General features: G+C 62.0%; 22 protein-coding genes and 1 pseudogene. 11 read left to right on the top strand and 12 right to left on the bottom strand.

Features of this window, described 5'->3' with window-relative positions; genetic code table 11:
• Nucleotides 1-33: 33 nt before the first annotated feature.
• The 5 genes from AC0L2X_RS25985 to AC0L2X_RS25965 form a co-directional block, all read right to left on the bottom strand.
• Nucleotides 34-276 carry a TetR-like C-terminal domain-containing protein gene (locus tag AC0L2X_RS25985; RefSeq protein ID WP_473600599.1) on the bottom strand — a complete coding sequence of 81 codons (243 nt, stop codon included), beginning with the start codon at nucleotides 274-276 and terminating at the stop codon, nucleotides 34-36.
• A gap of 977 nt (nucleotides 277-1,253) precedes the next feature.
• Nucleotides 1,254-1,478 carry a helix-turn-helix domain-containing protein gene (locus tag AC0L2X_RS25980; RefSeq protein WP_473600586.1) on the bottom strand — a complete coding sequence of 75 codons (225 nt, stop codon included), beginning with the start codon at nucleotides 1,476-1,478 and terminating at the stop codon, nucleotides 1,254-1,256.
• Between the two features lie 46 nt (nucleotides 1,479-1,524).
• Nucleotides 1,525-1,809 carry a helix-turn-helix domain-containing protein gene (locus tag AC0L2X_RS25975; protein WP_473600585.1) on the bottom strand — a complete coding sequence of 95 codons (285 nt, stop codon included), beginning with the start codon at nucleotides 1,807-1,809 and terminating at the stop codon, nucleotides 1,525-1,527.
• A complete protein-coding gene (locus AC0L2X_RS25970; RefSeq protein ID WP_473600584.1) occupies nucleotides 1,806-3,191 on the bottom strand; it encodes a tyrosine-type recombinase/integrase in 1,386 nt (461 codons plus the stop codon). Before AC0L2X_RS25970 ends, AC0L2X_RS25975 begins: the two co-directional genes overlap by 4 nt.
• A 341-nt stretch (nucleotides 3,192-3,532) precedes the next feature.
• On the bottom strand, nucleotides 3,533-3,964 hold the full coding sequence (locus tag AC0L2X_RS25965) for a winged helix-turn-helix transcriptional regulator (protein ID WP_473600583.1): 432 nt from the start codon (nucleotides 3,962-3,964) through the stop codon (nucleotides 3,533-3,535).
• Nucleotides 3,965-4,102: 138 nt separating this feature from the next.
• On the opposite strand from AC0L2X_RS25965, the gene AC0L2X_RS25960 reads away from it, so the two are divergent.
• The gene (locus tag AC0L2X_RS25960) at nucleotides 4,103-4,918 is read left to right on the top strand and encodes an antibiotic biosynthesis monooxygenase (RefSeq protein ID WP_473600582.1); all 816 of its coding nucleotides are present in this window, start codon (nucleotides 4,103-4,105) and stop codon (nucleotides 4,916-4,918) included.
• A 141-nt stretch (nucleotides 4,919-5,059) separates the two neighbouring features.
• Entirely contained in the window at nucleotides 5,060-5,797 is a 738-nt protein-coding gene (locus AC0L2X_RS25955) for an SDR family NAD(P)-dependent oxidoreductase (RefSeq protein WP_473600581.1), read from the top strand.
• A gap of 88 nt (nucleotides 5,798-5,885) precedes the next feature.
• Here the strand turns inward: AC0L2X_RS25955 and AC0L2X_RS25950 are convergent, their stop codons facing one another.
• From AC0L2X_RS25950 to AC0L2X_RS25935, 4 genes are all read right to left on the bottom strand, one after another.
• Nucleotides 5,886-6,092 (bottom strand): sugar phosphorylase, encoded by a 207-nt coding sequence (locus AC0L2X_RS25950; protein ID WP_376703099.1) that lies wholly within the window; start codon nucleotides 6,090-6,092, stop codon nucleotides 5,886-5,888.
• A 253-nt stretch (nucleotides 6,093-6,345) separates the two neighbouring features.
• The gene (locus AC0L2X_RS25945) at nucleotides 6,346-6,912 is read right to left on the bottom strand and encodes a hypothetical protein (protein WP_473600580.1); all 567 of its coding nucleotides are present in this window, start codon (nucleotides 6,910-6,912) and stop codon (nucleotides 6,346-6,348) included.
• Nucleotides 6,913-7,163: 251 nt separating this feature from the next.
• The gene (locus AC0L2X_RS25940; protein WP_473600579.1) at nucleotides 7,164-8,444 is read right to left on the bottom strand and encodes a GNAT family N-acetyltransferase; all 1,281 of its coding nucleotides are present in this window, start codon (nucleotides 8,442-8,444) and stop codon (nucleotides 7,164-7,166) included.
• Nucleotides 8,444-9,844: a lipopolysaccharide biosynthesis protein gene (locus AC0L2X_RS25935; RefSeq protein ID WP_473600598.1), complete on the bottom strand. Its 1,401-nt coding sequence runs from the start codon at nucleotides 9,842-9,844 to the stop codon at nucleotides 8,444-8,446. Before AC0L2X_RS25935 ends, AC0L2X_RS25940 begins: the two co-directional genes overlap by 1 nt.
• 275 nt (nucleotides 9,845-10,119) lie before the next feature.
• On the opposite strand from AC0L2X_RS25935, the gene AC0L2X_RS25930 reads away from it, so the two are divergent.
• The 4 genes and pseudogenes from AC0L2X_RS25930 to AC0L2X_RS25915 all read left to right on the top strand — a co-directional run bounded on the left by AC0L2X_RS25930 (nucleotide 10,120) and on the right by AC0L2X_RS25915 (nucleotide 12,026).
• A complete protein-coding gene (locus tag AC0L2X_RS25930; protein ID WP_352456662.1) occupies nucleotides 10,120-10,305 on the top strand; it encodes a hypothetical protein in 186 nt (61 codons plus the stop codon).
• 2 nt (nucleotides 10,306-10,307) lie between these two features.
• Entirely contained in the window at nucleotides 10,308-10,478 is a 171-nt protein-coding gene (locus AC0L2X_RS25925) for a hypothetical protein (RefSeq protein ID WP_473600578.1), read from the top strand.
• A 210-nt stretch (nucleotides 10,479-10,688) separates the two neighbouring features.
• Nucleotides 10,689-10,897: pseudogene (locus AC0L2X_RS25920) on the top strand (hypothetical protein); the annotation flags it as partial.
• Nucleotides 10,898-11,075: 178 nt separating this feature from the next.
• On the top strand, nucleotides 11,076-12,026 hold the full coding sequence (locus AC0L2X_RS25915; protein WP_473600577.1) for a 2-hydroxyacid dehydrogenase: 951 nt from the start codon (nucleotides 11,076-11,078) through the stop codon (nucleotides 12,024-12,026).
• A gap of 288 nt (nucleotides 12,027-12,314) precedes the next feature.
• Here the strand turns inward: AC0L2X_RS25915 and secA are convergent, their stop codons facing one another.
• Nucleotides 12,315-15,047: a preprotein translocase subunit SecA gene (gene secA, locus AC0L2X_RS25910; RefSeq protein WP_352491822.1), complete on the bottom strand. Its 2,733-nt coding sequence runs from the start codon at nucleotides 15,045-15,047 to the stop codon at nucleotides 12,315-12,317.
• A 252-nt stretch (nucleotides 15,048-15,299) separates the two neighbouring features.
• Here secA and AC0L2X_RS25905 point away from each other — a divergent pair, with 252 nt between their 5' ends.
• Nucleotides 15,300-16,217 carry a peptidylprolyl isomerase gene (locus tag AC0L2X_RS25905; RefSeq protein WP_292659570.1) on the top strand — a complete coding sequence of 306 codons (918 nt, stop codon included), beginning with the start codon at nucleotides 15,300-15,302 and terminating at the stop codon, nucleotides 16,215-16,217.
• A 43-nt stretch (nucleotides 16,218-16,260) separates the two neighbouring features.
• On the opposite strand, the gene AC0L2X_RS25900 is transcribed toward AC0L2X_RS25905, so the two are convergent.
• A complete protein-coding gene (locus AC0L2X_RS25900; protein WP_473555348.1) occupies nucleotides 16,261-16,917 on the bottom strand; it encodes a TetR/AcrR family transcriptional regulator in 657 nt (218 codons plus the stop codon).
• 160 nt (nucleotides 16,918-17,077) lie between these two features.
• Between AC0L2X_RS25900 and AC0L2X_RS25895 the strand changes: the two genes are divergently transcribed.
• Nucleotides 17,078-17,263, top strand: coding sequence for a hypothetical protein (locus AC0L2X_RS25895; protein WP_473600576.1), 186 nt, complete (start codon nucleotides 17,078-17,080; stop codon nucleotides 17,261-17,263).
• Nucleotides 17,264-17,266: 3 nt separating this feature from the next.
• On the opposite strand, the gene AC0L2X_RS25890 is transcribed toward AC0L2X_RS25895, so the two are convergent.
• On the bottom strand, nucleotides 17,267-18,493 hold the full coding sequence (locus AC0L2X_RS25890; RefSeq protein WP_473600575.1) for a caspase family protein: 1,227 nt from the start codon (nucleotides 18,491-18,493) through the stop codon (nucleotides 17,267-17,269).
• Between the two features lie 180 nt (nucleotides 18,494-18,673).
• On the opposite strand from AC0L2X_RS25890, the gene argJ reads away from it, so the two are divergent.
• The 3 genes from argJ to AC0L2X_RS25875 are packed head-to-tail and all read left to right on the top strand — an operon-like array spanning nucleotide 18,674 to nucleotide 21,113.
• Nucleotides 18,674-19,915 carry a bifunctional glutamate N-acetyltransferase/amino-acid acetyltransferase ArgJ gene (argJ, locus tag AC0L2X_RS25885; RefSeq protein WP_473555265.1) on the top strand — a complete coding sequence of 414 codons (1,242 nt, stop codon included), beginning with the start codon at nucleotides 18,674-18,676 and terminating at the stop codon, nucleotides 19,913-19,915.
• Nucleotides 19,915-20,694 (top strand): GNAT family N-acetyltransferase, encoded by a 780-nt coding sequence (locus AC0L2X_RS25880; protein ID WP_473600574.1) that lies wholly within the window; start codon nucleotides 19,915-19,917, stop codon nucleotides 20,692-20,694. Before argJ ends, AC0L2X_RS25880 begins: the two co-directional genes overlap by 1 nt.
• Nucleotides 20,691-21,113: a (deoxy)nucleoside triphosphate pyrophosphohydrolase gene (locus tag AC0L2X_RS25875; RefSeq protein WP_473555269.1), complete on the top strand. Its 423-nt coding sequence runs from the start codon at nucleotides 20,691-20,693 to the stop codon at nucleotides 21,111-21,113. Before AC0L2X_RS25880 ends, AC0L2X_RS25875 begins: the two co-directional genes overlap by 4 nt.
• Nucleotides 21,114-21,191: the final 78 nt, after the last annotated feature.

Genomic DNA, 21,191 nt, shown 5'->3' with positions numbered 1-21,191 from the left:
CCGGCGACGCGAATGATTCAACTTAAGCCCGCTTCAATCCGAGCCGCCGATGCCCATGGAGGAGACACCCTGGGCGGCCATCCGCTGGAATAGGTCGTCGACCTGCGCCGGCGAAAGGCTGGCGTTCTCGGCGATCCACCAGGCAAGCACCGCGAGAAATGCTCCTGATATGAACTGGACGGCGAATTCGATCGGCACACCCGCGTCGCCGATCCGCTTACCGGTCAGTTCCGTCCGCACGGCGCCGCCGAGCCGTTCGCGCAACTGGTCGTGGATCGTATCACCGCTGCTCGCAAGCAGCGCCCGGTGAAGCGATCGGAACGCCCGCGCGTGCTCAGCAAAGAAGATGCCCGTTAGATCGGCGAATATCGGTTGTCACCAACCATTTAAGCTAAAGGATGTATCGAGTGTAACAGGCAAGTCCAGTCCTACCAAGCAATCGTGTGAAAACGGAACGGCTTTGAAATCTGACGTGCCATGTGAAGCTCCCTTCAATGCGTTGCTTATGCTTCACTGTCGCACATCGCGTTGAGGGGATCGGCTGGTTGCTGGCGGTATCTACGACAAGCCCGCGTCTTCAAGCGTAGGCGGGAAGAAAACGCGGGCCCGGATCGGCGGAACCGATCTTTGCAGCAATCATAGAGGGGAGTAGAACTTGCTGCGCCATGATGAACTTCCACAGTGGCCAGCTTGTTCCAAGGCGGGCGCGCTATTTTGCCGTACTCATTGCCGGTTCGCTGGCCAGCACCTGGCCGTTATAGCCCTGCAGCCAGGCCTGGCGGCGACGTAGGCGATCACATCGGCTGAGATGTCATATCCCGCATGATAGTAGCCATCGGTGCCTTGAACGAGGCGCTCTTTAGGCATTGCTTTTCGCAGGTGCATGGAAAAACGCTAGTTGCTCCGCCGTTTCCCGAATCTCTCGTTGAGTCCCGTAGATTTGCTGGCGGTTATCCCGAAACGGATGCTTCATGACGAAATGCATATGCGTCTCTTAGCGGAGCAGCCGTCACTTGCGCTACTGTTCGTCGCTCACATCCGCTTGCGAGGTTATTTCCTTCATGATGGTCTGGCCAAATCGGTGATGCACTCGACGAAATGGTCCGATCCGAACGGAAACCGCTCTATTTGGCGAACAAATCGCTGATCGCGCCTTGAACCGATCCGTCGGCGTCGCCTGTCTCTCAGTCGCCTAAGACTCACGCCGACCGTAACTGAACTCATGAACCGCATAGCTTTGAGGCTATGACCGGTCACGGCAAGGTGCGAGGCGCCGATGGCGATTCGGCGGTTGAGCGGCGGCAAGTGTCCGTCCAGGCATCAAGATCATCGACCGCATAGCGGACATATTTTCCGAACTTGTAGAATGCTGGCCCCGTGTCGCGCGAGCGATAGCATTCGAGCGTGTGGACTTCGAGCGCGAGATACTTCGCTGCAACTTCGGTATCTACGAAGCGGATCGGACCAGCTTCGTTCACAAAAGTGGCTCGCACAAGAAGTTCAGCGGACGGCCATTTGGCCCGGTTATTTGGTCGGGGCATGGTGATCGTCCCTTCCGGTTTCGTTCGAGGTCGACGTGAAGGTTCTGGACTCAACCCACTGATCGAGTTCGTCCATCCGATAGAGGACGGTACCTGTGACTTTTCGATAGGATGGGCCGCCGCCAGTGCTGCGTAGCTTTTCCAGAGTCCGATGCGAGATATTGAGGTAGGCGGCGGCCTGCCTGGTCCGCAGCCACTTGGAGGCGATTGCGACCGCATTCTCTGCAGGCCCATCGAACCACATCTTCCGTTTCGGCTCTTTGCTCATTGGGCAGCCTCCGTACCTTCAGCCCGTCGGGTGCCGGGCGGGATAGCCCGATTATCTCCGCTGCGATGACGGAAGGGCCGATAGTTGGCGAACTTCATCCGCGAGGTGTTTTCGCCTGCTTCCAGGCCGGGAGAAGGTGACGCCGGAAAGGCAGTCTGTGGCACAGATGCTTCGACCTCGGCCGCCTCGTCCGCGCTCGCATCGAGATCGGGGGGGAATTCACCATCGACGGCAACGCTGCTAATGACGCTGCGCCGGCGCGCCGCAACTGCGTCCGCAGCCATCCGCACGGGATCGTCCTCGGTGTGGACGTAGCGCATAAATTGGGTGACGGTCTTGTGGGCGGTCAGTGCCATGCCGACTTTGAGGGGAGCCCCCGAATTCGCGATCTCGGTCGCGGCGCGGTGACGAATACCATGCGTGCCGACATGGGCAATGCCAGCTCGATCCAGGATGCGACGCCACGCATGGCTGTAGGTGTTGTCGGTCATGCGCTTTGAGGGATCGAAGATCGACGGACAGACAAATGGTGAATCTTCGAAGCATGGTGCCTCGCTTAGCAGCCGGTGGGCCTCATCGCTAAGCGGCTTTGTCATGCCCCCGGTCTTACTGTCCGGCCAAGTGACGCGCCGTGCTTCAAGATCGATCCAGTCCCATTCAAGCGCCAGTACCTCCGACATGCGAGCTGCGAATTCGAACTGGAGCCGGATCGCCAGGACGATGAAGGGATGCTCCAGACCTTCCCGGTCAGCGCGATCGAGATAGGTGAAGAGCTTGCGCATCTCTTCGTCGGTGATGAACCGGGTCGAGCCCTTCTCAGCGAATTTCTGAATGTGCCTGCCCCACAATTCGCTTAAGTTGAACATCTTCCGAAGGCATGCGAGCGTCCGATTGGCAATGACCGGGCGGTCCGCCAGAGCTGTCATCAGTTCCGAGATGTGAGCGCGGGTCACTTCATGCGCCTTGAAGCGGCCTATGCGCGGAAGGATGTGATTCTTGATATTCAGTTCGTTGCCCGAAACCGTGGAGGGCTTGTTGTGCAGTTTCGAGTGCTCCTCGATGAACTTGCTGCACAGTTCCTTCATGGTTGGGGCGGCGCGTGCTGCTGACTTCTCAGCACTCGGGTCGCGGCCGTGCCGAACCTCTGCCAGCCAGTCCTGGGCCAGCTTTCTTGCCTGATCGACCGTGAGTTCTCCAAATCGACCTATCGCGGGCTTCCGGCGGACACCGGAGTTGTTCGCGTACTGCAACATGAAGATCTTGCCGCCCGTTGGCGTGACTTTCAGCATGAACCCCGGTACGATCGTATCGCGGAGTTCGTATTCGCGGTCCTTCGGGGTTGCGGCGTCCACCGCCGTCTTGGTGAGTTTGATTTTTGCCATCTGCGGGTCTCCAAACACGTTTGTCATGGGAGCCGAACAGGGGCGTTCAGGGGCACGGCTCCCGGCTACTGCCAGAAAGCATGGAGAAGTTTGTAGCCCATCAAGATCAAGCTAAATCATTGATCGGAGTGGGCTTTCGCACTTTTACTTGCAATCGGCGATGTTCAGATTAGCGCTGTTTGGGCCGCTCAAAATCGAGTTCCGCAAGGAGTGCTGGTTCGATCCCGGCTAGGGGCACCACTTCCCAAAATCCCCACGCCACTTCTTATTAAACCCAATGGCGTGGGTGGGATCGTCCAACCCACTGAAATGATTGCACCTCGCCAGCCCCGCCGCCGTGCCTAGCGGAGGGCCGCCACGACCTCGGCGAGGTCGGCCCGCTTGCCATTGTCGGCGCGGCGCAATTGCACCTCGACGGGCTTACCGTCGGATTGGTCGCAGTAGAAGATGGGTCCGGGCCGCACCCATTTGTCGCCCCACTCGGTCAGCGCGATGATGACCGTTTTGAATTCTAGCCCCTTTCGGGTCAGGACGTATTCGGCCTGCTCGCCGGCGGCGCCCGGGCGACGGTCCATCAGGCCGGCCTCGACAAAATCCTCGAGGCGCTTGGCCAGGATGTTGGTGGCGATCCCCAGGCTCTTCTGGAATTGTGAAAAGCGCGTGTAGCCGCCGAATATCGCGTCGCGCAGGATCAAGAGGCTCCAGCGCTCGCCGACCAGCTCCAGGGCGCGTGAGGCCGAGCAGTTCTGTTTTTCATAGAGACGACCAAGCATGCTGTGAACATACCCTGTTGACTTGCATCATGCAAGTATGCATTGTGCTTGCATGATGCAAGCGACAGAGGTCGCTCACGTCATCGCCCGAGATTTAGGGTGTCCACCAACCAATCAGATCCAGACGGGAGATATTTCATGAAAAAGCAAGAAGATTACACAACGTCATTTGTCGTTGAGCAAAGCCCGCAAAAGGTTTTTGCGGCGGTTGTCAATCCGCGTGCCTGGTGGTCCGAAGACATCGATGGCGATACCGATAGGCTCGGTGCGATATTCTACTATCACTTCAAGGATATCCATCGCGGCACCTTCAAGGTCACCGAGCTTGTACCCGGCAAGAAGGTCGTCTGGCACGTCGTTCAGAACTACTTCAACTTCGTCAAGGATGCGACCGAGTGGACCGGCACGAACGTGGTCTTCGACATCGCGCCGACGGACAAGGGAACCGAGCTGCGTTTCACCCATGTCGGGCTGAAGCCGAGTGAAGAATGCTACGATGTCTGCCATGACTCCTGGCGCTTCTATGTCGCGAGTCTTCGCGACCTGATTTCGACGGGCAAGGGGCAGCCCAACAAGGGCGAAGAGAACGCCAATCCAACGGTCGTGCCGCAAAATGCGGACATCGGCCTCGAGCGCAAGGCAGCGAGCGATGGCGCCGAGATAGTCGTCATGACGACGGCAGCGGCGAAGCCCGGCACCGAGAGCAAGGTGCGGGATGCCCTGCGGGACGTAGCCGGCGCCGCCCGCAAGCAAAGCGGATGCATCGACTATAGCGTCTTTCGCTCGCAGGCAGAGCCCAACGTTACCATCTGCGTGGAGCGCTGGGCATCGAGGCAGAAGCGCGACGCTTTCCTGGGCTCGGCGGACGCGAGGAATTTCGTTTCGGCCATAACCGGTGCCTTCCTGGAGCGGCCTTCGCCGATCTCCTACACGACATTGGAAGTCGGGTCCTGATTGCAAGGGTTCGCCCGGCGACGGCTGCCCTGGAGCAATGCAAAGGGGGACGGCGTCCAAGCATGAAACAGAAAACTGTAACCTACTTGCATGATGCAAGAATAAATCGCTTGCACTCACGCAGTAGGAGGAGAGATCGCCGTGCTGAAATCGATGGAAGTCACAGACAAGACCGTTCTGGTAACCGGGGCCAACCGCGGCCTCGGCAAGGCGCTGGTCGAGGAAATATTGAGGCGGGGTGCCAAGCGCGTCTATGCCGGCGCGCGCAAGCCGCTCGCCCACGCAGATCGGCGTGTCACGCCGCTGATCCTGGACGTGACCGATGCGGCGCAGATAGGGGCGGCTGTCGAGCGGATCGGGTCTCTCGACATCCTCATCAACAACGCTGGCATCGGGCTCTATGACGACCTTGGCGATCGTGCTGCGCTCGAGCGACACCTCGCCGTCAACCTGCTCGGCGTGCATGGCGTAACCCACGCATTGCTGCCGCTGCTCACGCGTTCGCGCGGCGCCGTGATCAACATCCTGTCGGAAGCGGCCCTCGTTCCCTTCCCAATTATTCCGTCCTACTCGCTGTCGAAGGCCGCCGCGTTCTCCATGACTCAGTCGTTACGTGCTCTCGCCGGGGCTCGTGGCGTGAGCGTTCATGCGGTCCTGTCCGGTCCCATAGACACCGACATGAGCAGAGACGCCGACATACCGAAGAGCTCCGCGGAGAGCGTCGCGAAAGGTATTCTGGACGGTATGGCGCGAGGGGAGGAGGAAATTTTCCCGGATCCAAAATCGGCATCAATGGCCGAGAGCTGGCGCGGCAGCGCGTTCAAGGCGCTCGAACGCCAGATGGCGGCTTTCGTCCAAGCCATGCCCGCCAAGCCATAGGGCGACCGCCATCAGTGTGCTGCCAGGATTTGCAATTCAGCGCCAGTGGTGAGCAACACCGCTGCTGTTGAACGAAACTTCCCGGTTTTCACCAGCGGATCACGATGACTTTCTCGGTCCCGTTGGCGAGTTCGACAGCTTCGGTGCCATCCGGCTTGCGGCTTTGGATTCTGGCGCTCCCGACAGCTTCAACGCCAACAACGTTGACTGCGAAGGCTTCATCGATTTCGGCGGCACAGACCAAGGTGTCAGGCGGCAGGTCCTTTATTTGATCCAACAACTCGCGAAGCTTCATGGTCGAATCTCCTTGGCGACAGCAGGAATGAGGAGCAGCACGCTTTCGCCGCCCATTCGGAACCATGTCCCCTACGAAAGGTTCCCGAAGTCACCCCGCGGCGGGGTCGACTCGTGACTGCCAAACGGCAAAACGAGTCCGAAGTTCCGGGCACGGACTTTTGCTAGGACGTTATCCCAGGAACGTCCTCTGGGATATCGTCCTTGAGGCACGGCTGCCCTTCCTGGCAAGCTACGGATCGTAGCCTGAGCTATCACATCGGCCCCGGCACCATCTTGGTCGGCTGCTCCGGCATCGGAAACGCATAATTGTCGCATTTCACGTCCGGGTTCGTCGGGCTGAACATTCCGAGCGGGTTCTCCTTGAACAACCAGGCGTGAAGGTCGTAGTGGTGGAACTCCTTCGGGATGAGCGGATAATGCCCCTCCATAGGCCCCATGAATGTCTGGCCGAAAAGCTTCGGCGGCTCCTTGGTGTCCGGCGTCAAGGGCACGAGCCATTCCACACCGACCAGGCGCAATTCGCCGCCGACCGGCTCATAGATCAGCACATTGGGACGCGTCGGATCCGCGGTCGGGCCGACAGTCGTGACGTTGACGAAATGGATCCCCATCGCACCCTTCGGATAGTCCATCGCCCCCTCTACCTTTTCGCCGCTGTAGAAGACGCATCCAACCGTCGATAGATAAAGCTCGCGAACGGCAACCTTGTAGTCTTCATACCTGGACAGCGATTTACGCAGGGCATCGATCTCGGCCTTGTCGGGTTCGGCGGCCCGAGGGGTGGCGGCGTTCAGACACGCGCCAACGAGACCTGCCAATGTGAGGACCCCTAGACGCCTGAGGTGAGTTGTTTTCATCATGCATTCCTCCCAGTTTTTTCTTCTGGCCGTGCAGGACCGAGGCGGCAAGGATGCTGGACGCGCGGCCGTAATTGATCGCCTCATCCCTGTTGGGACTGCGTCGATGCTAATCCTTTCCGCTGATCGGGAGAATTAACCCTGACGACCTAGGCCCGAGCGGGCCGACGGTGCGGAGACGGCCGAGCCGGGCCCATTTTGGACCCGATGCACTAGCGCCGCCGCAGCAGGCTCCTCATCCGGTTGCGCAGCAGGCGGGCCATGTTGCGGGTCTCGCGGTAGAGGTGGAGTTGCGAGGCCGCCTGGCGGGCGGGGCGGTCGGCATCCGGCGTCAGCCCGATCACCAGCGTGCCCATCGGCTTACGTTCGCTCCACAGCCGGCTCATCACCGGATGGTCGGGCACCGCGCACGAATCGGTCATCATGATATTGGGGTCGTCGAGATGCTGCCTGGTCACCTCGATCATCAGCAGCGTGCCCGGCGAATAGGCGGCGAGCGTCTCGTCATAGGCGGTCTTCCAGGTGTAGGCGACGCCGGCCTCGACGAAGACGACCAGGCAGGCGATGGTGCGGCCGTCGAGCGTCAGCGAATGGATGCGGCAGAGGTCCTGCTCGGCCAGCCGGTGCACCGCTTCTCGGGCGAAGGCGGCGCGGTAGCGGTCGATGGCCATGGCAGTGCGTTCGCGGCCTTTCCAGCCGGCAGCCTCCAACGTCAGGAAGTTTTCGATGGCGTGGCGGATCTCGTCCGGCCCGCGCGCCACGACATGCTCCAGCCGCCCGAGATCGGCGAGACGGCGCTTCAGGCGGCGGAACTCGCGATAATGGTGGGCGCGCAGCGAAGCTTTCAGATACTCCTCTCCGTCGAGCTCGCTTTCGAGCACCGGGCGGTCGGCCTTGCCGGTGGTGACCAGCGTCAGGCCGCGCGTTTCGGCGACGCTGGCGAGCAGGCTCGCAACCGGGCCGTCCAGCCTCATGTCGGGCAGCACGAAGACCTTCGGCAGCTTGAGGTGCGGCCTCGACAGCATCGAAAAGAAATCCTCGATGACGCCGATCGGATCGTCGCGGTCGACCAGCGGCGTGCCGATCGGGCCGAACGGGCTCGACCAGGTGCGCATGACGGGAACCCCGAGCGGCACCATCGGCCGCTCGACCGAGAACGGCACCAGCAGGCGCAGCCGGTTGCGATACTTGTCGCCGTCGCGGATGACCGCCAGCCGCACCTCGCGGTCCTCGAGCCTCGGCATCGCCGGCGCCAGGAAGCGCGGATTGAAGAAGACGTTGGGCTCGATCGTGCGGGTGCAGAGATAGTCGAGCTCCTCGACCAGGTCGAAGCCGGCGGAGGCCGGATAGATGGCAAGCCGGCGCTCGGGCCGGTTGTTGGCGAGGATCTCGACATGGGCGGGATCGGCTTCGCGGGCAAGCCCGGCAAGGCCGGACACCATGGCGCCGGCGGGGCCGCCGCTGGTTTCCTCGAGCAAGGGGACGGCAGCCATCAGGCGGCTCCTTTGGCGGGCACGAAAATGACCATGGCGATGCCGAGCTTGCGCCAGACCGTAAAGGACAGCGCGCCGGCCTCGAAGATCATGGCGAAGACGGTGGCCATCGCCGCGCCCCACAGGCCGAACAGCGGGATCAGCACGACGCTGAGCGCGATGTTGAAGGCCAGCGTCATGGCATAGACGGCGGCACAGATGTTCTGGTTGCCGCTCATGGTGAGCAGGCTTTCACAAGGGCCGACGGCGGCCCGCGCGACGACACCGAACACCAGCAGGAACAGCAGCGGATAGCCGGCGGAAAATTCCGGGCCGAACAGGGTCAGCATCGGCTCGCCCAGCGCCAGCACCAGCAGCGCCATCGCCAGCGACGGCCAGAAGGTCCACGACACGGTTTCGCGGGCGAAGGCGGCGAGCTTGTGCGGCTCGCCATGAGTGAACTGCGCGTAGCGCTGGGCGACACCGGCCTTGACGGCGAAATAGACGAAATGCACCAGCGCCAGCGTCTTGACGGTGGCGAAATAGACGGCGACGTCGTTGGGATCGAGATAGGCGCCGACCATCAGCACGTCGGCATTGGTGAGCAGGAAGAAGAAGCTCTCGACCAGGAAGATCGGCAGCGAGACGATGAACCATTGGCCGAAATGCAGCTTCATCGGCCCGGCCGGGATTCTTTTGTCGATGCGCGAGGTGACGCCGATGAGCTGACCGAGCGTGGTGGCATAGGTGGCGGCGATGGCGGCGAAGATCGCCGTTTTCGCGTCCGGCGCGTAGCCCGCCAGCAGCATCAGCGCCATGAACGCCAGGATCAGCACTGGCCGCACCAGAAAGGTCGGCGACAGCGCAAACAGCGCCCAGGAATTGGCTCGCGCCAGCCCTTGCAGAAGGTCGGACATGGCGATCATCGGCAGGCAGATGATGCCGAGGATGAACGGCACGACGTAATAGTTTTCGATATAGGACGACAGCAGCCAGACGCCGAGCGCGCCGAGGCCGGCGATCACCGTCGAGGCAATCAGCACGAACAGCCGGCTGGCCCGCACGATGCCGCGCAATTCGGCCATCATGCCGCGCTCGCGATATTCGGGGATGAAGCGGATGATCGAGGTGTGGAAGCCGAGGCAGGCGAGATTGCCGACGATGACCATGGTCACCCACACGAGGACGAAAATGCCGTATTCGAACGAGCCCATCCAACGCGCCATCAGCACCTGGCTGACGAAGGCGATGACGGCGCTGACGATGCGGACCGAAAAGGCGATCAGCGACATGCGGCCGGCCTCGCCGCGCGCGCCGGCGGCGAACAGCACGGCATCGATCAGGCCAAGCAGCGGCCTGATGCGCAGCGCAAGGCGCTGCGGCAAGAACCGCCCGGCTGTCGTCGCCGCGGAAAAGCGCACCCCGATCACACTCCGTTTTCCGCCTCTTTTCTGGGTTTGGGTGTAGCGAAGACAGATTAAGAAACGGTTGGGTGGGGGTGCTCTTCGCCCCGTCTTTATACGGGGAGAGGTGCCGGCAGGCGGATGAGGGGCGGGTGCGCTGCTTCATATTCATCATTCGCGCAACCCTTCACCCTGCTCGGTAGTGTCTCAGTTTGAAATACGCGGAAACGCCTATCTCGTTTGCCCCATATGCGAAAACGCCTATATGCTTAGCGGAACGCATGGCAGCAACAATGGTCTACACTGTCATCTGGTATGGAAGGCAGGGCATCGTCGACAAGGTGATCTTCGACGAGGAGAAGACCGCGAAAGATCATGCAACCTCCATGTTCCAAACCCGAAAGGGTGACGATGGAATCGTGTCCGTTGAAGTTCGTAAGGACAACGGCGCTGTCGTCTTTAGCCATGCGGAGAACTAGGAATGCCAACCGGACCTAAAGGCCAGAAGCGCCCGGCCGACATTATCGGCACTGCCGTTCGCGTCATGCGCATTGCCACTGGCGAGGAAGCCGACGACGTGACTGACGACAGCAAGGACCTGCCGCGAAAGCGCTGGGCGCGAAAGGCGGCAAGAAGCGGGCCGAGATTATGAGGCCAGAGCGTCGGGCTGAGATCGCCAAATATAGCCGCCAGTGAAAACCTGATCGCAGCATCTGCCGAAATAGGCTTTTGCAAGAATCTCTATCCCAGAAGAGGGATGCGTGGAATTCAACCAGCTAGGTGACCTCGAACGCCGTGCCCTGCGTCCCGGCAACGTCCACAGTGCCGACAGCAGGAAGGAGGTTCTGGCACCACTTACCAGCTGACAAAGAAGCTCATCAAGATCGGTGCCGAGGTTATCAGCCATAGGCGTTATGTCGCCTTCCAGATGCGGAGGTCGCTATCCCGAGGCAACTCTTCACCGAAATCCTGCGGCTGATCGCGGAACTCCGGCCATCGCCCATCCATCACCGGCGTGTCCGGCTCGGTTGTCATGCGTTCCATCAAAACCAGGGGAGAACTATGCCTTGAAGAAAGCGAAATCGATATCCTCGGCCAGCAGCGGGGCAGACATCACGGCTTTGGCGGATCACCAACGCCATTTTTGCCGGGGTCTGTTCTTGCAACTGGTGCCAGTTTGCGCAAACCTCAGTCTCAACAGACTGGTAATCCGGTGGATGCCTGATTACCTGAATCTGGGAGGGGCGAAGTGTTAGGCGAGCCCATTACCGTTCTGATGGTCAATGAGTATCCTGACTACATTGATGCACAAGTATGGGCTGCTGAGCTGAAAACCCGTGTGCCGCAGCTGGAGTTCAGGCTTTGGCCAGACGCCGGGAACAAAAGTGACATAGATATTGTGCTGATCGACAAGGGCGCCAGGCCTGGCTTTTTTGATGCCATGACGGGGCTAAGCGCCGTCGTCTATTTGGGAGCCGGTGTCGAGGGTATTGATCTTCAGAGCTTTCCCAAGAGTGTTCCGCTCATCAGGCTCGCAACGCGTGAGCAGGCTTCGGAAGTGGTGCAGTACATCGTCATTCGCGTTCTCTGCCAGCAACGGCATGTTGCGGATTACATGAGTCTACAAGCCCGCAAGTTGTGGAATCCGATCGCGCCGCGGAAGATCTCCGAGACAAGACTTGTTGTGCTGGGTGCGGGCCGGATCGGTGGCTGGGCCGCAAAGCTGTTTGCGGACTTTGGCTACGACACAGCAGTCTGGTCTCGTCATCAAAAGACGCTTCCCGGTATACACAGTTACTTTGGCCGTGCCCAGCTTGCGGACGCACTCACAAATCGGGACTACGTTATCTGTTCACTTCCCCTGACTGGTGACACTCGTGGGATACTGAACTCGAGTGCCTTTGGAAAAATGAAGCGAGGTGCCTACCTTGTGAATGTCGGCAGGGGCGCGCATGTCAACGAAGCCGACCTGATCCGCGCTCTCGACGAAGGTCAGCTTTCTGGCGCTTGTCTTGACGTGTTTGAGCGTGAACCGCTGGAGGCTTCATCGCCGTTGTGGACCCATCCCAAGGTGACCGTCACACCTCATGTCGCGAGCTTCTGGGTGGATTCTGGAATCGACCAGGCCGCCGATCTCTGCGGTCAAGTCGCAAGAGGAGAGCCTCTGTCCAACGAGATCGACCTCGAACGGGGTTATTGAATCGAAGTAGTGTCTTTACCCACTTTAGCAGGTTCCGATCTTCGTGAAGCGCGGACATCAGCGCGTGCGTCAGCCGGCTATTAGATTTCAAACTGAAACACCACCGACGGTCGAGATACAGAAAATTCGAAATGCGTATTTTGGTATCGGCGGGACAGCGCCCCCTGTGGCCTGCCGGCCATCTTCCCCTCAAGTGGGGAGATCGACTAGTCGCCAACGCCTCTGCTGCCCCTCATCGCCCTTTCGGGCACCTTCTCCCCGTATGACGGGGAGAAGGGAAGTGGGTGCTTACGCAAACGCCCCATGACAATGCTTGTACTTCTTGCCCGACCCGCATGGGCAGGCTTCGTTGCGGCCGACCTTGCCCCAGGTGGCCGGGTTCTTCGGGTCGCGGTCTTCGGGGGCAACGATGGCATTGGTCTCCTGGCGGACCAGCACGGCCGTCTCGCCGCCTTCGAAATCGTCTTCGCCGGTGCTGCCGTCGATATGGCTGCCGAACATGTCCGGGGCTTCGGGCGGCGGCGCTTCCGCTGCCTGGCGGACCAGTTCGACGCGCATCAATTGCGCGGTGACGGCCTGGCGCAGATTGCCCAGCATCGCCTGGAACAGCTCGAACGCCTCGCCCTTGTACTCCTGCAGCGGATCGCGCTGGGCATAGCCGCGGAAGCCGACGACCGAGCGCAGATGGTCGAGGTTGACGATGTGCTCGCGCCACAGATGGTCGAGCGTCTGCAGCACCACGGAGCGCTCGACATAGCTCATCACGTCGGGGCCGAATCGCTCGGCGCGATCCTTGGCGGCCGCTTCGGCGGCCTGGCTGATGCGCTCGCGGATGTCGTCCTCGGCAATGCCTTCTTCCTTGACCCAGTCCTCGACCGGCAGATCGAGGTTGAGGAATTCGGCGATCTCGGCCTTGAGCCCGGCGACGTTCCACTGCTCGGCATAAGCGTTTTCGGGGATGTTCTTGGCGACGATCTCCTCGATGACGCCTTCGCGCATCTCGGTGATGGTCTCGGACAGGCCTTCGCCGTCCATCAGCTCGAGGCGCTGTTCGAACACCACCTTGCGCTGGTCGTTGGAGACGTCGTCATATTTCAAGAGGTTCTTGCGGATGTCGAAGTTGCGCGCCTCGACCTTCTTCTGCGCCTTTTCCAGCGCCTTGTTGATCCACGGATGGATGATCGCCTCATCTTCCTTGAGGCCGAGCTTCTGCAGCATGCCGTCCATGCGCTCGGAACCGAAAATGCGCATCAGGTCGTCCTGCAGCGACAGGAAGAATTTCGAGCGGCCGGGATCGCCCTGTCTTCCTGAACGACCTCTAAGCTGGTTGTCGATGCGGCGCGATTCGTGGCGTTCGGTGGCGAGCACGTAGAGGCCGCCGGCGGCGAGCGCCTTTTCCTTCAGCCGGGCGATGTCGTCGCGGATTTCCTTTTCCCTGGTCTCGCGCTCGGGGCCGGCCGGCATGTCGCCAAGCTCCTCGGCGATGCGCATGTCGGCATTGCCGCCGAGCTGGATGTCGGTGCCGCGGCCGGCCATGTTGGTGGCAATGGTGATGGCGCCGGGTTTGCCCGCCTGGGCGACGATCGCCGCCTCGCGCTCGTGGTGGCGGGCGTTCAGCACCTCGAAATCCTTGAAACCTTCCTTGCGCAGGCGCTCGGCCAGTTGTTCGGACTTTTCGATCGAGGTCGTGCCGACCAGCGTCGGCTGGCCCTTGGCGCGGGCTTCCTTGATCTCCTTGACGATCGCCTTGTATTTCTCCTCGACCGTCCGGTAGACCTCGTCGTCTTCGTCAATGCGGATGACCGGCAGGTTGGTCGGGATCTCGGTGACGTCGAGATTGTAGATGTTGGCGAATTCTTCGGCCTCGGTCAGCGCCGTGCCGGTCATGCCTGCGAGCTTCTTGTAGAGGCGGAAATAGTTCTGGAAGGTGACCGAGGCGAGCGTCTGGTTCTCCGGCTGGATCGCGACGTGCTCCTTGGCTTCAAGCGCCTGGTGCAGGCCTTCCGAATAGCGGCGGCCGGGCATCATGCGGCCGGTGAACTCGTCGATGATGACGATCTCGCCGTTGCGGACGATATAGTCCTTGTCCCGCTGGAACAGCCGGTGCGCCTTCAGCGCGTTGTTGACGTGGTGGACGATGGCGACGTTCTCGACATCGTAGAGCGACTCGCCCTTGAGCAGGCCGGCATCGCGCAGCATGTTCTCCAGCTTCTCGGTGCCTTCCTCGGTGAAGATCGAGGTCTTCTGCTTCTCGTCGATCTCGTAGTCCTGCGGCTGCAGCTGGATGATGAAGGTGTCGATGGTGTTGTACATTTCCGAACGGTCCTCGAGCGGACCGGAAATGATTAGCGGCGTGCGGGCTTCGTCGACCAGGATGGAATCGACTTCGTCGACAATCGCGTAGCTATGGCCGCGCTGCACCATCTGGGCGCGCTCGTATTTCATGTTGTCGCGCAGATAGTCGAAGCCGAGCTCGTTGTTTGTGGCGTAGGTGACGTCGGCGGCGTAGGCGACGCGGCGCTCTTCGTCGGACAAGCCATGGACAATGACGCCGACCTTGAGGCCGAGGAATTTGTAGACGCGGCCCATCCATTCGGAGTCGCGCGTGGCCAGATAATCGTTGACGGTGACGACATGCACGCCATTGCCGGCGAGCGCGTTGAGGTAGACCGGCAGCGTCGCCACCAGCGTCTTGCCTTCGCCGGTCCGCATCTCGGCAATGCCGCCATTGTGCAGCACCATGCCGCCGATCAGCTGCACGTCGAACGGGCGCATGCCGAGCACGCGGCGGGCGGCCTCGCGCACGGTGGCGAAGGCCGGCACCAGCAGGTCGTCCAGGCTGGCGCCGTTGGCGATGTCCTGGCGGAATTTGTCCGTGCGGGCCTGAAGCTCGGCGTCGGAAAGCGCCCGCATCTCGTTTTCCATGGCGTTGATCGCCTCGACCCGTGGCCGGGTCGATTTGACCCGACGATCGTTGGAGGAGCCGAAAACCTTACGGGCGAGACCGCCGAGACTGACCATCCAATGGCCCTTTCGATAGCATTCCAAGTCATTGCGACGGGCGCCGGCCGGCCCCATCAACTCCACGTGAACGCGGACAAACGCAAAAAGCGCCCGGAAAACGGTTCTGGACGCAAAGTCGTTGGACAGATAAGAGGGGGCTCATTCGATGTCAACGCCGCGCTCGCCCTGTAGACCGCGCCAAATTCCGCCACAATCCTGCTGGTCTGGAAGCCATTCCGCTCTAGCTACCCCGCTTTGGAGATAATCGTAATGTCCTTATTGTTCCGCCGTGCGTCGCTCGCCAGCCTTGGTCTGGCATTCGGACTGTCGGCCCTGTCGCTATCGCCATTGATGGCGCAGGAAGCCGCCCCTGCCCAGCCGGCAGCACCCGCCCCGGCGGCCAAGCCGGTCGATCCGAATGCCGTGGTCGCCACCATCAACGGCCAGACGCTGACCGAGGCAGACCTTGGGCTTGCCGAGGGCGAGCTGTCGCAGCAGTTCGCGCAGCTTCCGCCCGAGCAGCGCCGCGCCGCGGCGCTTTCGGCGGCGATCGAAATCCGCGTCATGGCGGCTCAGGCGGTGACCACCGGCCTCGACAAGGATCCCGACTTCCAGCGCCGCATGGCCTTCCTGCAGCAGCGCGCTCTGCATGGCGAAATGGTCGAGAAGGGCGTCGTCGACAAGGTTACCGATGCCGAGGTCCGCGCCCGCTACGACCAGGAAATCGCCAACACGCCGCCCAGCAATGAGGTGCACGCCCGTCACATCCTCGTGAAGACAAAGGAAGAGGCAGACGCCATCATCAAGCAGCTCGACGGCGGCGCCGACTTCCAGAAACTCGCCAACGAGCACACCAGCGATCCGAGCGGCAAGACCAGCGGCGGCGATCTCGGCTGGTTCGGGCCTGGCCAGATGGTGCCGGAGTTCGACAAGGCGGTGTTTGCGCTGGCGGTCGGCAAATACACCGAGCAGCCGGTGCAGTCGCAGTTCGGCTGGCACGTCATCAAGGTCGAGGACAAGCGCACCAAGCAGCCGCCGGCCTTCGACCAGGTCAAGGACCAGGCGCGCCAGGCGGTCATCCGCGACAAGTATTTCGCGCTGGTCAAGTCGCTGCGCGCCAACGCCAAGGTCGACATCCCCGATGCCAACCTGAAGAAGACGGTCGACGCACTGGAAAGCGCGAAGTAGGCCAGATTGGGCTACGACAGGGCGCGCTGCCGCCCTGTCGCTTCTATTTGGTAGGGCGAGCGATGATGCGTCGACGCCGCCGCCGGACCGCCGTGGCGTCGCCGGCATCGCCAGCGACTATGCCTTTCAAGATATAGCCGACCGCCCTGCGTAAGATCGCTTCGTCCTCGTCCAGGCGGTCTGTCAGAAGGTGCGCCCAGGCAAACGAGGCGATCAGGTCGGCGACGACCGTGGCATCGACATCGGCTGCCACCTCTCCCCTTGCCTTGGCGCGTTCGACCATCTGGCCGGTGTGGACGCGACGCCCTCGCGCGTATTCGGCAAGGGCGGCGGCGGCTTTTTCGTCCGACTGCGCCTCGGCAATCAGCGATCTGAACACGCTGCCCGACGATGTGTCGCGCCAGTGCGCGAACAAGCTCTTCAGGAAGCCGACGAGATCCTGCTCCAGGTTCCCGGTATCGGGATTGTCGACGCGCTTTTGCCGCTGGTAAACGTCGAGCAGCAAGGCGGCCTTGCTTGGCCACCAGCGATAGATCGTCGGCTTTCCGGCGCGTGCGCGGCGCGCCACAGCCTCGATCGAGAAGCCGGAATAGCCGGCCTCGACCAGTACCGCCTCGGCGGCATCAAGAATGGCATCGGCGCTTTCGGGGCTGCGCCGTGCGCCGGCTGATTTGCGCCCGGGATCGGTGGTTTCGCCCATTTCTTCTTCCTTACCCGCGATTTCGCCAGCCATCATATACAACTCTTGACGAAACGAAACGATCCGTTTTATATGTAACGAAACGTTCCGTAACGATAGAGATGACAACAATGCTTCGACCGCCGCTATCCGCTTTTCGCGCCTGCGCTTCGCCCTGCTGGTGCTGCTCGGCGTCTATCCGCTGATCACTGCCATTTTGTACGTGGTTTTTCCGCTGACGCAGGAATGGCAAATCTGGCAGCGTACGCTGGTCATCGCACCGCTTATGGTCTCGATCATGATCTGGGGACTGATTCCGGGCGTGCAGCGGGTGTTTCGCGGGTTCATCAACCCTGCGGTCCGCTGATGTTCATTCCAGCGCTTGCGACGTTTCCGACGCAACCCGCCATGCGCCGTCGGCCAGCACGAGTTCCAGCGTCACCCGCGCCTTGCCGGTCAGGCGCTGCGCCGATTTGTCCTTCGGCACATAGTCGTAGCGCATGGCGAAAACCACGTCGGCACGATCCTTGCCGTTCGGCGTCACTTCGAGGCTGCCGGGCTCGAGACCGAACGACCACGACGCCCATTGCGCGAACCAGTCGGTCTTGACCTTGACGATGGCCTCGCTGTCGTAACGCGTGCCGTAGATGGTGGCCGACGAACCATAAAGCCGCTTGACGGTTTCGCGCATTCTCCTGGCATCAGGCGCCAGATAGTCGTCGCGCAGGAATTTTTCGATGGCGCCCTTGTCGCCGACGGAGCGTTCGAGCGCAGCCACCTCGGACGCGGGAGCCGGGCTGACGGCCGGTTTCGGTTGCTGGGCAGTGTCGCCGCCCGGAACGAATTCGAAACGCTCGAGCAGCGACCCCTGCTCCCAGGGACGCTGCGCCTCGCGCGTTGCGGAAACGACGTCGCGGCGCACCGCGATCATCATGTCGTTGATGCTCTGTCCGGGCTCAGCCATGTGCCGCAAAAGTGCGGCGGCAAAGGGCGAGTTGCGCCCCGTCCCGTCCATTGCCACGGCGCCGGGTGCCGTCGAGAAGGCGATGAACGAGCCGCGTGTCGACTCGAACTGGGCAAGGCCTGCGAGAGCCGTCGCCGAGCGTGTCGTGGCGCTGCGGCTGAGACTTCGGGCAAACGGGTTGTTGCGGCAGGCATCGAGGAAGACCAGGCTGACCTTGGTCTGCTGCTCCATGATGTCGAGAACCTCGTCGATCGGCACCGCCTCGAGCTGCAGCTTGACCGGCATATCCAGCCTGGCGTCGACCGGCACGATGAAATTGTGCCCGTCGACCTGCAGGCCATGGCCGGCATAGTAGAACAGCCCGACACCGGCGCCTTGCAGCGCATCGGAGAATTCGCCGATCTTGCGTTCGAGCTCGCGCTTGCCGAGATCGTTGCCTTCGATCACCTCGAAGCCGATGGCGCGCAGCTTGTCGGCGATGTCGAGCGCATCGTTGACGGGATTGGCCAGCGTACCGGCTTCGGCGTAGCTGCCATTGCCGACCACAAGCGCTACGCGCCGCGCCGTCTGCGCATCGGCGCGCAGCAGCAGAAAGCCCAGAAACGCCAGTGCCAAGACCACAAGCCTGCCCATCGGGCAGGATCATAGCGCTATCGGTCGCAGCGACACCAACAAATTTGCAACAGCCTGCTTGCTGCCGCGGCAGGCGTCAGGCGTCCGGCACCCGTAACGGCTGTGAAAACGCCTTGCGCCGGCGCGTGCTATCGGGCAAACCGGCGTTCCTTTCGCGATTTTTCCCGCCCGGGGTCTTCCATGTCCACACAGGTTTCGCCGCTCGCGCCGAAGAAATATCCCAAGATGCCGGTGATCGAGGGCGTGCGCATCGCCACCGCCGAGGCCGGCATAAAATACAAGAACCGCACCGACTTGCTGGCCATAGTGTTCGACGCCGGCACCACCGTCGCCGGGGTGTTCACCAGGTCGAAATGCCCGTCGGCGCCGGTTGATTTCTGCCGGCAGAACCTCGTGGCCGGCAAGGCACGCGTGCTGGTGGTCAATTCCGGCAATGCCAATGCCTTTACCGGCCAGAAGGGCCGCGCCTCGACAGCACTCACGGGCCAGGTGGCGGCGAAGGCGGCCGGCTGCACGGCGGGCGAGGTGTTCCTGGCCTCGACCGGCGTGATCGGCGAGCCGCTCGACACCGGCAAGTTCAGCCATCTGCTGGCCGGGCTGGTCAAGGACGGCAGGCCGGAATTGTGGACCGAAGCCGCCAAGGCGATCATGACCACCGACACCTATCCCAAACTGGCGACCGCGACGGTCAAGCTCGGCGATGCCGACGTCACCATCAACGGTATCGCCAAGGGCGCCGGCATGATCGCGCCCGACATGGCGACGATGCTTTCCTTCATCGCCACCGATGCGCCGATCGCAGCACCCGTGCTGCAAGATCTCTTGTCGCGCGGCACGGCCAAGACCTTCAACGCGGTTACCGTCGACAGCGACACCTCGACCAGCGACACGCTGCTGATGTTCGCCACGGGTGCTGCCGCCAGGCGCGGCGCGCCGGCAATTTCCGACCCCAAGGATGCGCGTCTCGGCGCCTTCCGCCGTGCCCTGGGCAAGGTGCTGAAATCGCTGGCGCTGCAGGTGGTGCGCGACGGCGAGGGCGCCCGCAAGCAGGTCGAGGTCACCGTCACCGGGGCCAAATCGGCCCGCTCGGCCAAGCGCATCGCGCTGTCGATCGCCAATTCGCCGCTGGTCAAGACGGCAGTCGCCGGCGAGGACGCCAATTGGGGCCGCGTCGTCATGGCCGTCGGCAAGGCCGGCGAACCGGCCGACCGCGACCTTCTGTCGATCTGGTTCGGCGACAACCGCCTGGCGTATCAGGGCGAGCGCGACGCCGCCTATTCCGAGGCGGCGACTTCGGCGTATATGAAGCGCGACGAGATCCGCATCCGCGCCGATATCGGCATCGGCCGCGGCAAGGCGACGGTGTGGACCTGCGATCTCACCAAGGAATATGTCGCCATCAATGGCGATTATCGGAGCTGATGGCGTTGGCTTCCAGACATCCGGCAAGCGTGTTGGCGATCGTGCGCCGCTATGAGGCGGCCGGCTTTCGCGCTTGGCCGGCGGCCGCCGTCCATTATGACGGCACCTGGGTGGTGCGGCTGACGGCCGGCCACCCGGCCAAGCGGCTGAATTCGGTCAATCCGCTCGATCCGGGCGACATCCAGCACATTGCCGAGCGCATCGGCCGCGCCAGCCGCCGCTTCGACGCCTATGGCAGGCCGCTGACCTTTCGCATCTCGCCGCTGTCGGGGCCGGATCTTTCAAAATACCTCGATACCGAGGGCTGGAGCATATTCGCCGAATCGCTGGTCATGCGGCTGCCGCTGGCGGACGCCGCGCTCGACGACGCCATGGACCAGATTCCGTTGAAGGACATCAGCCGTTTCATCGGTGCCGCACTCAAGGTGAGCGGTTCGGATGTGTCGCTGCGGCCGGGCCTGTCGGAGATCATCGGCGCCATTCAGCCGGAGGCCGGGCTGTTTGCGCTGGAGGCCGGCAGCGAGCCGCTGGCAACGTTGATCTGCGTACATGACGGCGATCTTGCCGGACTGTTCGAGATTGCCACCGACAGATCGGTGCGCAACCAGGGCCATGGCCGCCATCTCATCTGCTCGGCGCTGAAATGGGCGCGGCTGCGCGGGGCGCGGGAAGCCTGGCTGCAGGTCGAGGCGGACAACGCGCCGGCGCTGGCGCTCTACCGTTCGCTCGGATTCGATGAAGTCTATCGCTATCACTATCGCCGGCCACAAGGCGCATGAGCGGCTTGGATACTGTCGGCAAGCGCCTGCTCCTGGTCGCGGCCTGCGCGCTGGTCGATGCCGACGGGCGCGTGCTGTTGGCGCAGCGGCCCGAAGGCAAGCAGCTCGCCGGCCTGTGGGAGTTTCCGGGCGGCAAGGTCGAGCCCGGTGAGACGCCGGAACAATGCCTGATCCGCGAATTGTACGAGGAGATCGGCATCGAAACCGACATCCCTTGCCTGGCGCCACTCACCTTCGCCAGTCATTCCTACGATGATTTTCACCTGCTGATGCCGCTGTTCGTCTGCCGTCGCTTCCGCGGCATTGCCCAGCCCAGGGAAGGCCAGGTGCTGAAATGGGTGAGGCCGCGCCAGATGCGCGATTTTCCAATGCCGCCGGCCGACGCCCCGCTGATCCAGTTCCTCATCGACCTGCTGTAACGGCCGACGTCCGTAAACCGGGCAGCGCCGCAACGCGATATCCGCAGCGTTAATGAAAGATTTATCTGGCCGTGAAAA

This window comes from Mesorhizobium sp. WSM4828 (assembly GCF_055811175.1).
Note: the sequence above shows the minus strand (reverse complement) of the source record. Positions and strands in the feature narration are given on the sequence as shown.

Excerpts from the sequence above, each read along its gene's own strand:
- AC0L2X_RS25940 (WP_473600579.1), bottom strand. The coding sequence starts at position 8,444 with ATGGCTGCCGTCCCCTTGCTCGAGGAAACCAGCGGCGGCCCCGCCGGC.
- AC0L2X_RS25960 (WP_473600582.1), top strand. The coding sequence starts at position 4,103 with ATGAAAAAGCAAGAAGATTACACAACGTCATTTGTCGTTGAGCAAAGC.
- AC0L2X_RS25900 (WP_473555348.1), bottom strand. The coding sequence starts at position 16,917 with ATGGGCGAAACCACCGATCCCGGGCGCAAATCAGCCGGCGCACGGCGC.
- AC0L2X_RS25965 (WP_473600583.1), bottom strand. The coding sequence starts at position 3,964 with ATGCTTGGTCGTCTCTATGAAAAACAGAACTGCTCGGCCTCACGCGCC.
- AC0L2X_RS25950 (WP_376703099.1), bottom strand. The coding sequence starts at position 6,092 with ATGAAGCTTCGCGAGTTGTTGGATCAAATAAAGGACCTGCCGCCTGAC.
- argJ (WP_473555265.1), top strand. The coding sequence starts at position 18,674 with ATGTCCACACAGGTTTCGCCGCTCGCGCCGAAGAAATATCCCAAGATG.
- AC0L2X_RS25880 (WP_473600574.1), top strand. The coding sequence starts at position 19,915 with ATGGCGTTGGCTTCCAGACATCCGGCAAGCGTGTTGGCGATCGTGCGC.
- AC0L2X_RS25930 (WP_352456662.1), top strand. The coding sequence starts at position 10,120 with ATGGTCTACACTGTCATCTGGTATGGAAGGCAGGGCATCGTCGACAAG.
- AC0L2X_RS25905 (WP_292659570.1), top strand. The coding sequence starts at position 15,300 with ATGTCCTTATTGTTCCGCCGTGCGTCGCTCGCCAGCCTTGGTCTGGCA.
- AC0L2X_RS25875 (WP_473555269.1), top strand. The coding sequence starts at position 20,691 with ATGAGCGGCTTGGATACTGTCGGCAAGCGCCTGCTCCTGGTCGCGGCC.
- secA (WP_352491822.1), bottom strand. The coding sequence starts at position 15,047 with ATGGTCAGTCTCGGCGGTCTCGCCCGTAAGGTTTTCGGCTCCTCCAAC.
- AC0L2X_RS25975 (WP_473600585.1), bottom strand. The coding sequence starts at position 1,809 with ATGAGCAAAGAGCCGAAACGGAAGATGTGGTTCGATGGGCCTGCAGAG.
- AC0L2X_RS25925 (WP_473600578.1), top strand. The coding sequence starts at position 10,308 with ATGCCAACCGGACCTAAAGGCCAGAAGCGCCCGGCCGACATTATCGGC.
- AC0L2X_RS25970 (WP_473600584.1), bottom strand. The coding sequence starts at position 3,191 with ATGGCAAAAATCAAACTCACCAAGACGGCGGTGGACGCCGCAACCCCG.
- AC0L2X_RS25890 (WP_473600575.1), bottom strand. The coding sequence starts at position 18,493 with ATGGGCAGGCTTGTGGTCTTGGCACTGGCGTTTCTGGGCTTTCTGCTG.